Source organism: Paenibacillus sp. AR247 (genome assembly GCF_002968895.1).
In the GTDB taxonomy this organism is placed as follows: domain Bacteria; phylum Bacillota; class Bacilli; order Paenibacillales; family Paenibacillaceae; genus Paenibacillus_AQ; species Paenibacillus_AQ favisporus.
On sequence record NZ_PCZT01000009.1, the window covers coordinates 1421034 to 1429245 of the forward strand.

The 8212-nt window shown below is 56.7% G+C and carries 7 protein-coding genes and 1 pseudogene; 2 read left to right on the forward strand and 6 right to left on the reverse strand.

Features of this window, described 5'->3' with window-relative positions:
* Positions 1 to 789: 789 nt before the first annotated feature.
* The 3 genes and pseudogenes from CPT76_RS14785 to CPT76_RS14795 all read right to left on the reverse strand — a co-directional run bounded on the left by CPT76_RS14785 (position 790) and on the right by CPT76_RS14795 (position 4337).
* Positions 790 to 1494, reverse strand: a complete 705-nt coding sequence (locus CPT76_RS14785; protein WP_105443436.1) for a response regulator transcription factor — start codon at positions 1492 to 1494, stop codon at positions 790 to 792.
* A gap of 9 nt (positions 1495 to 1503) precedes the next feature.
* Positions 1504 to 3325, reverse strand: a pseudogene (locus CPT76_RS14790) (ABC transporter ATP-binding protein).
* A gap of 103 nt (positions 3326 to 3428) precedes the next feature.
* Positions 3429 to 4337 carry a LysR family transcriptional regulator gene (locus CPT76_RS14795; RefSeq protein WP_105444093.1) on the reverse strand — a complete coding sequence of 303 codons (909 nt, stop codon included), beginning with the start codon at positions 4335 to 4337 and terminating at the stop codon, positions 3429 to 3431.
* A 142-nt stretch (positions 4338 to 4479) separates the two neighbouring features.
* Between CPT76_RS14795 and CPT76_RS14800 the strand changes: the two genes are divergently transcribed.
* Positions 4480 to 5274, forward strand: coding sequence for a DMT family transporter (locus tag CPT76_RS14800; RefSeq protein WP_308737585.1), 795 nt, complete (start codon positions 4480 to 4482; stop codon positions 5272 to 5274).
* The gene (locus tag CPT76_RS41440) at positions 5204 to 5359 is read left to right on the forward strand and encodes a hypothetical protein (protein WP_308737586.1); all 156 of its coding nucleotides are present in this window, start codon (positions 5204 to 5206) and stop codon (positions 5357 to 5359) included. Before CPT76_RS14800 ends, CPT76_RS41440 begins: the two co-directional genes overlap by 71 nt.
* A 191-nt stretch (positions 5360 to 5550) precedes the next feature.
* Here the strand turns inward: CPT76_RS41440 and CPT76_RS14805 are convergent, their stop codons facing one another.
* The 3 genes from CPT76_RS14805 to CPT76_RS14815 all read right to left on the reverse strand — a co-directional run.
* Complete coding sequence (locus tag CPT76_RS14805; RefSeq protein ID WP_105443437.1) at positions 5551 to 5967, reverse strand: hypothetical protein; 417 nt, start codon at positions 5965 to 5967, stop codon at positions 5551 to 5553.
* A 139-nt stretch (positions 5968 to 6106) separates the two neighbouring features.
* Entirely contained in the window at positions 6107 to 7099 is a 993-nt protein-coding gene (gene nagZ / locus CPT76_RS14810) for a beta-N-acetylhexosaminidase (protein ID WP_258168498.1), read from the reverse strand.
* A 529-nt stretch (positions 7100 to 7628) separates the two neighbouring features.
* A partial coding sequence (locus tag CPT76_RS14815) for a sulfite exporter TauE/SafE family protein (protein ID WP_105443438.1) occupies positions 7629 to 8212 on the reverse strand: 584 nt, incomplete at its 5' end.

Consider the following 8212-nt stretch of genomic DNA (forward strand, 5'->3'; position numbering starts at 1 on the left):
ACGCCTTGATCCGTGATTTCCAGCACCGTTTCGGCTCGCGGCGGCTGGCCGCAAACNCTACTCTCTCACCGCGGCCGGCCGAATACATGACAGCATTCGTGATCACTTGACCCAGCATGAAATGAAGCCACTTGGCGTCCGAGTAAACGGCCAGCTCCTCATCGATCCGGATGTCCGGTACAAGACGGTTGCGGATAAACCACCGCCGGTTGTCGGCCACAGCCTCCTGGACGGCGGCCCGGAGCGGAATGGCGTCCACCCGAAAGTCATGCTCAAACCGGTCAAGCCGGGATGTATACAGTGCCATCTCCAATCCCTTGCGCAGCTTGTCCAGCTCCTCCTGAAGGCTGCCCTCAACCTCGTCGTCCAAATCCATATCCTCCAGCGTCAGCTGGATGACCGAGAGCGGCGTCTTCATTTGGTGCACCCACCGGTTGATAAAAGCGGTATGAAGCGCAAGCCGCTGCCTCGTATCATAGAGCTCATTCTGATACAGCTGAAATTGATTCTCCAGCAGCTCATGCAGCGCATCGGCGAACGGGGTCTCCCCGATTTCGTTCTGGGACTGGTCCAGCGTCCCGGCCGGCTCCGACAACCGCTGGTATAAGCGGCGGTGGCTCAAATACCTGTAGGTTAAATAAACGGATAGTAGAACCGTAATCAGGACGGCGCTGTACAGGGAGATGGAGACGGAATGCGTATCCGATCCCAGCCAAAACAGCGTTCCGACCAGGATGATCTGCACGAGGTATACGATCAGAAGCGGGATGTGCTCTTTCAAAAACAGCCTCACGGCGTCTCCTCTCCCGTAGTACGGAGCACATAGCCGGCTCCACGTACCGTTTCGATCCGCTCCTCCATGTCCAGCTCCTTCAGTTTCTTGCGCAGCCGGGTCATATAGACGTTCAGCGTGTTGTCATCGACAAAGTGATGATCTTCCCACAGCAGATCCAGCAGGCGGTTGCGGCTGACGACGCGGCCGGCCCGGTTCATCAGCGCTTCAATCAGCATCGATTCCTTCTGCGTCAGCTCTACACTGGCGCCGGCCGATGACAGAATAAACCGTTCCGGATACAGCGTCAGTCCGCCCGGCTCCTCTACTTTGCGCTCCTCCTGCCTGCCGGAGTAAGAGCCGTAGGCACGGCGAAGGCTGCTGCGGATTTTGGCCATCACTACTTCATAAGCAAAAGGCTTCGTTATATAATCGTCAGCCCCGTTCTCCAGCGCCATCACCTGGTCCATTTCACTGTCGCGCGCCGAAATGAACAGCACCGGGCATGTGGACACATGCCGGATCTGCCGGCACCAATAAAAGCCGTCAAACTTCGGAAGATTGACGTCCAGCAGAACGAGATGCGGCTGGAAAGATTCAAACCGTTCCATCACCCGGTCGAAATCCTCCAGCAACGCCGCCTCATACCCGTATTTCTCCACATGCGCCTTCAGCATGGAGGAGATTTTGGCGTCATCTTCGATAATGAATATACGAAACAAAACAATACCTCATTTCCTTCCCGCCGACGGCGGAAGATTCAGGGCGGGCTCGGATGCCGGCTCAGGCAGTTCCCCTGCCTGTGCGTCTTCGCCGATACGCAGCTGCTGCATGGCAAACTCGCGGTACATGGCATGCGATTCGAACAGCTCCTGGTGCGTCCCGCTTCCTGTAATGCGGCCCTTCTCGATGAACAGGATCTGATCCGCATCAACGACGGTCGACAGCCGGTGGGCGATAACCAGCGTCGTCCGGCCCTTCATCAAGTTGTCGAGCGCCTTCTGGACGAACACCTCCGACTTGCTGTCGAGACTCGAAGTCGCCTCGTCCATCATCAAAATTTGCGGGTCCCGCAGCAGCGCCCGGGCGATCGAAATCCGCTGGCGCTGGCCGCCGGACAGCTTCACCCCGCGTTCGCCGACTTCCGTGTCATATCCTTCCGGCAGCTCATGAATAAAAATATCGGCATACGCCATATGCGCCGCCCGTTCCACTTCCTCGTCCGTCACTTTCCGGTCCAGCCCGTAACAAATATTGTCGCGGATCGTGCCGGAAATGATCGGGCTCTCCTGCGGTACATATCCGATCCGGCTGCGCCAAGAATGCAGCGAGAAGGATTCAATGTCTTCCCCGCCGATACGGATGGTGCCTCCGGTCGGCTTGTAGAAGCGCTCGATCAGGGAGAACAGCGTCGTTTTCCCGCCCCCGCTTGGGCCGACCACGGCTGTCACCTTGCCGGGTTCAAGCGTGAAGTTAAGTCCGTGCAGCACGCCCTCCCCATCTCCGCTATAGGCAAACGTCAAGTTTTCCGCTTCGATGGCCTGAGCCGCATCTGTCAGCGTGCGGCCCTGCAGCACGTCCTCCTGCTCGTCCTCCAAAATGGAGACGATGCGTTCGGTTGCCCCCACGGATTTTTGCAGCTGCGTAAAAAAGCCGTTATCTGGTTCACCGGCATGACAATCTGAAACAGGTACAGAATAAATGCCACGAGCTCCCCGGCGGTCAGCGCCTGACGACCAGCAGGCCCATCATGACCAGCGAAATGACCGGGCCGATGAACGCCTGCACTTTGCCCTCACGGATGCCGAGCGACAGCAGGCTCTCAATGGAACTCCGCCCGACCCGCTCTTCGCGGTCTTCGGCGTTCGAGGCTTTGACCAGCCTGATCTCGGACAGCACCTGGTTCAGCACCGCTGTGAACGAGGCGGTCTCATCCTGCATTTTCCGTGAAATGTTCAGCATTGTCCGGCCGAGCGGCACCAGCACCGCCGAAGCCACCGGGATGGCGGCGAGCATGATCAGCGTCATCTGCCAGTCCATCAGCAGCAGGATGATGATCGAACCAATCATAGAGATGATGCCGTTAAAAAAACCGGTCACATGCTCGGATACGAGCGATTTCAGCACCGCGGTATCATTGGTCATCCGGCTCACGGTATCCCCGGTCCGGTTATTGTCATAGTAGGGGATGGTGAGCGTCAGCAGCTTCTTCCACAGCCTGTCGCGGAGCTTGGCCACCACCTCCTGCCCCAGCCGGTTTAGCAGATAGATCGATACGCCGCCGGCAATCGCCTGCAGGACAAACGTCACGACCAGCAGCACGATCTGCTCCGGACGGATCGACTCCACAGAGAAGCTGTCCACCAGATTTTTCGTAAAATACGGGACGATCAGGCTGACCAGCGTGGAAATGACACTCAGCACCGAAGCCACGGCGAGCAGCCATTTCGACGGCCTCGTCTGCATGACGAGGCGGATGAACGCCTTCCAGTCTCCTTTGGGGGCAGCCGCTTCTTTCGAAGCTCCGCCGATTGCAGATTGATGTTCCGTCATCGTAACACCGCTTCCTTTACATGATATGGTCCAGATCCATTTTCTATAGTTATACCGCCCAGATCGTTCTTGTCAAATACAGGCTCGTCCACCCGTGTATACGTTACTCCCCCCTTGCGGGTTTCGCTCCTCCCGCCCGCGCTTCATCGGCGAGCCAGCTTCGGGTGCAATCGATCATTTTCCGCGTCGCCGGAGAGACGTTCCTCGTGACGTTCAGGGCGATCCCCAGCGACCGGCAGCTTCCGTCCTCCAGCTCCAGTGCTACCACCTCGTTGCGTCTTCCCCGCAGGATCATTTCCGGTAAAATGCTGATGCCAAGTCCGTTCTCCACCATGGCCACGATCGCATAATCGTCGGCCGCCCGGAACTTGACCGGCGGTTTGACCCTGCCTTTGCGCAGTACCCGCCGAACATCGTAATCGCTGCCTTCCTTCGGCATGATGAAGGGCTCGTTGGCAATGTCGCCATACCGTATGCAGGACTCTTTTTCCAGGCGATGGCCCGGGGGAAGGATGCACAGCATCCGGTCCAGCTTTAACGGGATGACCTCGAACGAATCGAGGGTGGGCATCGACACAAACCCGAAGTCAATTTCGCCGCTGAGCAGCCATTCCTCGATCTCATGGTAGTCCCCTTCATACAAGTTCACTTCGATCCGGGGATGGCTGGCCAGGAAATCGCGGATAATCCCCGGGAGCCACTGCACCGAAATGCTGGTAAAGGTTCCGATCCGGATCGTGCCGGTTTCCAGCCCGTTAATGGCCGCCACTTCCTGCTTCAGCCGCTCCTGCACCTGCAGCATTTCCCGTACGAATGCAAGCACGCGTTCCCCGTTATCGGTCAGACGGACGCCGGAACGGTTTCGTGTCAGGATCGTGAAACCGAACTCCGCTTCCAGACTGTGAACGGCATGACTGACGCCGGACTGGGTCAAACCCAGCGCCTCGGAAGCTCTTGTCAGGCTGCCGAGCTCTACCACTTTATGAAACACCTCATACTTAAACAGACTCACCTTCGCCACCCTTTTTTCATTAAATTCATTCATGCTTTACATTCAAAACATTCAATTTTCTTATTTAAAAATACCACGTATACTGGATCAGGCGAAAGCTGTTGTTCAAGTTTGATCGTGTAAAGGCAGGGTCTCCTATTCCATGAAACCTTTTAAAGCAAATGTCGTGATTATGATCGTCACCCTTTTTTGGGGCTCTTCCTATCTGTTTATGAAAATGGGGCTGGATTCGGTTCAGCCCTTCAACCTGATCGCCCTCCGGTTCGGGCTGGCGTTCATCGCCGCTGGCGGCCTCTTCGCAGGCCGGCTTCGCCGCAATACCGACGCCTCTGTATTGAAACATGCCGCGCTATTAGGCTTCATCCTATTCGGCGTGTTTGCCTCCATTATGCTTGGGCTTCAAGGAACGTCCACATCCAATGCGGGCTTTTTGATGAGCCTGACGGTCATCTTCGTGCCGGTTCTCTCGGCCGTATTCGGCAAAAGCATGCCAAGCAAGCGGCTCGTCCTTGGCGTCCTGCTGGCGATGACCGGGATCGGTCTGCTCACGCTGCGGCCCCAGTCCGGCATCGGCTTCGGAGACCTGTGGTGCATCCTTGGAGCCCTGCTGTTCGCCGTCCACATGATGCTGACGGGCCGTGCAGCCAAAACATCGCGGGATCCGCTCTGCATCGGCATTTGGCAGCTCGGTTTTGCCGGCGCGTTCGGGCTCGTCTTCACGGTGCTGTGGGAGACCCCGCGCCTGCCCGGCAGCATCTCCGGCTGGGTGCGGTGCTGGCGCTCAGCCTCGTGTGCAGCGCGCTTGGCTTTAAGGCCTCATTTTTGCGCTGGAGCCGGTCGTGGCCGCCATCTTCGGCCTGCTGTTCATGAACGAAACACTGTCCGTCCAAGGATATGCAGGCGCCGGACTCGTTCTGCTCGGCGTAGCCCTATCTGAGCTCAACGTCAGCAGACTGCTGGGCCGGAGAAGCAGCCGCGCCGCGAGGCTGCCGGATGAAATGTCCGTACATACCGCACCATAATAAAAACATCGATCGACGTACCTTCAAAGAAGACAGACCGCGTTCAAAAGGTAATATCAGGAAGCCTTGGCTCTGGTGTTTATACTTTCTGATATTTTTAAAAAAAAGCGCCCCTCTCATCAGAGGCGGCGCCTTTTTCATTTCGACTTGGACCCGGTCCAAATCCACTCCGGTCAGCTTATACCTCAGTTTTACGCACGCATCAGCGCAAGCGTAGGCGTTCCGCTCGAAACGTCAACGAAGAGCACGTAGTTGTTACCGTCCGTGCCCTTGAGCACAAGGCCGGGCTGGCTGGCCATGACTCCCGCATAGAGATGGACCTGCTGCAGGGTGGGACTACCCATCGGCACGGTCGGTTGGGCTTGCGCGACCACTCGGAATGCCGCGCTCACCGTACTGCCGGCGCCGATATTAACGGATACCGTCTGGCTGCCGTTGACCTGCTGGGACCCGGCAATGGTTTGGTTGCCGTTGATCTGGGAGGACCCGGTTATCGTCTGGTTCCCCACCACGTTGAAATTTTGCATGATCGTCTCATTGCCGTTGACTTGAAGGTCCTGGCCTATGGTAGCGTTCCCTGTCACCTGGATGCTATCAAATGTTGGCATATCTCTCATTCCTTTCCCTGAAGATAGAATAATATATGCCAAGCTTGTTATTGAAGCCCCGTGCTATTGACTCAACAATTCTTCCACCCGTGACACAGCTGTTCAAGCCTCTTCTTTTCCTAGCATGCGATGATTGACTCTATTTCAAACCGTATTTGCCCAACAGGCTGCGGGCGTCCTTGTTGATCCGGTCCACGTCCGGCCCATTTGCCGGTTCATCGGTAAGTCCATAAGCCATCTTCAGCTTAAGAACGGCGTATACCCGGTCATTGAGCACTTCTTCGGATATCGTCGCGTTTTTTACCGCGTCCGTCAGTGCCTGGATGGCCTCCTTCTCCTTGGCGTAATCATGCCCGATGAGAATGATGTTTCCGCCCGCAAGGATGGCCCCGACCGATGCCTTGCCGATGCTGTAATTTTTATCGATCGCCCCCATCGTCATGTCGTCCGAGATGACGACCCCTTTGAACCCAAGCTCTTTGCGGAGCAGGTCCGTAATGACGGCTTTGGAGAAGGAGGCCGGGTGGTCCGGATCCAGCTTCGGCATCAGCAGATGCGCGATCATGACGACATCCGCCTGGTCTTTCACCGCCGCCTGGAACGGCACGAGCTCGAGCTTCCGTAACCTCGCCAGGTCATGGTTCACGACAGGCAGACCGATGTGGGAGTCCACGGATGTATCGCCATGCCCCGGGAAATGCTTCACGACCGGCACCACATGCTCCTCACGGATTCCCTCCATCGTGGCTTTGCCTAGCCGGGCAACCCGTTCGGCGTCATTGCCGAAGGAGCGGTCCCCAATCACGGGATTGTCCGGATTGCTGTTGACGTCCAGCACCGGCGCAAAATCCATGTTCAGCCCGAATCCGGCCAGCTCCCGGCCGAGGATCTGCCCGATGCCATGGGATAACTCTGTGCTGTTCTTCCTTCCAATGGCGAGGTTTGTCGGCATGTCGACGAATTCATCCGGCATCCGGGACACCCGTCCCCCTTCCTCGTCCACGCTCATCCACAGCGGCACGGGATTGTCCTGGTTGTCTTTTTTGAGGCCGTTGAACAGGCTCAGCGCCTGCTTCGTGCTGTCGATATTATTTTTGTAGAAAATAAATCCGCCGACATAATACTTCTGCATAGAAAATAAATCCGCCGACATAATACTTCTGCACGAGCTCNCGGGTCTCTGCACTTGTGGCGGTTCCGTCCATACCCACCAGCACGAGCTGACCGATCTTCTCTTCGGTCGTCAGCTGGTTTAGCTGCTTAAGGACCGGATCGTCCGCTGTTGTATTTGTGCCACCCGGATTCGATCCGTCTGGACCCGTATCCTGGCCGCTGCCTCCGACTCCATTTGACGTGCCCTCTGAGGGATTGGACGAATCTCCGCCTTGATTCGCAGAAGAATTCGGCTCACCGTTCCCTCCGGCGGTACCCTCTTGCCCTGTTGCGTCATGTTGTCCGTTTGCACCCGTTTGTCCAGATGCGTTATTTCCTCCGTGATTTAAGGAACAGCCGGATGCGAGCATGATGGACATCACGCATGCCAAGCTGATTCGAAGCAGTCTATGCAAAGCCTTCACACCCTTCTTTTTCTCGGTATGCTCTTCCTGTTTGTTCATCTTTGTACCTCGGGCGACAGAAATAATACATGCTTAGGATTCACCTTATATGCCTGTTGTAATAATGCCCCACCAAATTTTCACGGCGGTGGCTGCGATCAGGACGGCGAGGGCGATTCTCAACGATTTGACGTTGAGGTGGCGGCTGACCATCGTCCCCACCGGTGCGCCAAGGATGCTCCCGAGCACGGTAAACAAGGTGGGCCACAGCGGGATATGCCCGCCGGCTATTTTCCCGGATACGCCGCCGATGGCCGAGATAAACACGATCGCCAGCGAGGAAGCCACCGTCACCCGCACCGGAATCCGCAGCATGGTCAGCATGATCGGAATCAGAATAAAGGAACCTCCGGCACCGACAATCCCGGAGACAACGCCCACCATCAAGGCGGAAACCGCGGAGATCCACGGGTTATACTGCACCGATGCCAGCTGCACTTCCTCCTGGGTGCCACGGCCGGGGATCATCATCAAGACGGCTGCAATCACGGCCAGCACCCCGTAAATAATATTGATGCTTGCGCTGGGCAGATAAGCCGAGCCCAGGCTGCCTGCCAAGCTGCCGATCAGAATACTCGCCCCCATATTCATGATCAGCCCTTTGTGCATCAGCGGCTTTTCCTTTTTGC

Bases quoted from the DNA above. Each gene is read 5' to 3' on its own strand.
- CPT76_RS14805 (WP_105443437.1), bottom strand. From the start codon at position 5,967: ATGCCAACATTTGATAGCATCCAGGTGACAGGGAACGCTACCATAGGC.
- nagZ (WP_258168498.1), bottom strand. From the start codon at position 7,099: ATGCAGAAGTATTATGTCGGCGGATTTATTTTCTACAAAAATAATATC.
- CPT76_RS14800 (WP_308737585.1), top strand. From the start codon at position 4,480: ATGAAACCTTTTAAAGCAAATGTCGTGATTATGATCGTCACCCTTTTT.
- CPT76_RS41440 (WP_308737586.1), top strand. From the start codon at position 5,204: ATGAACGAAACACTGTCCGTCCAAGGATATGCAGGCGCCGGACTCGTT.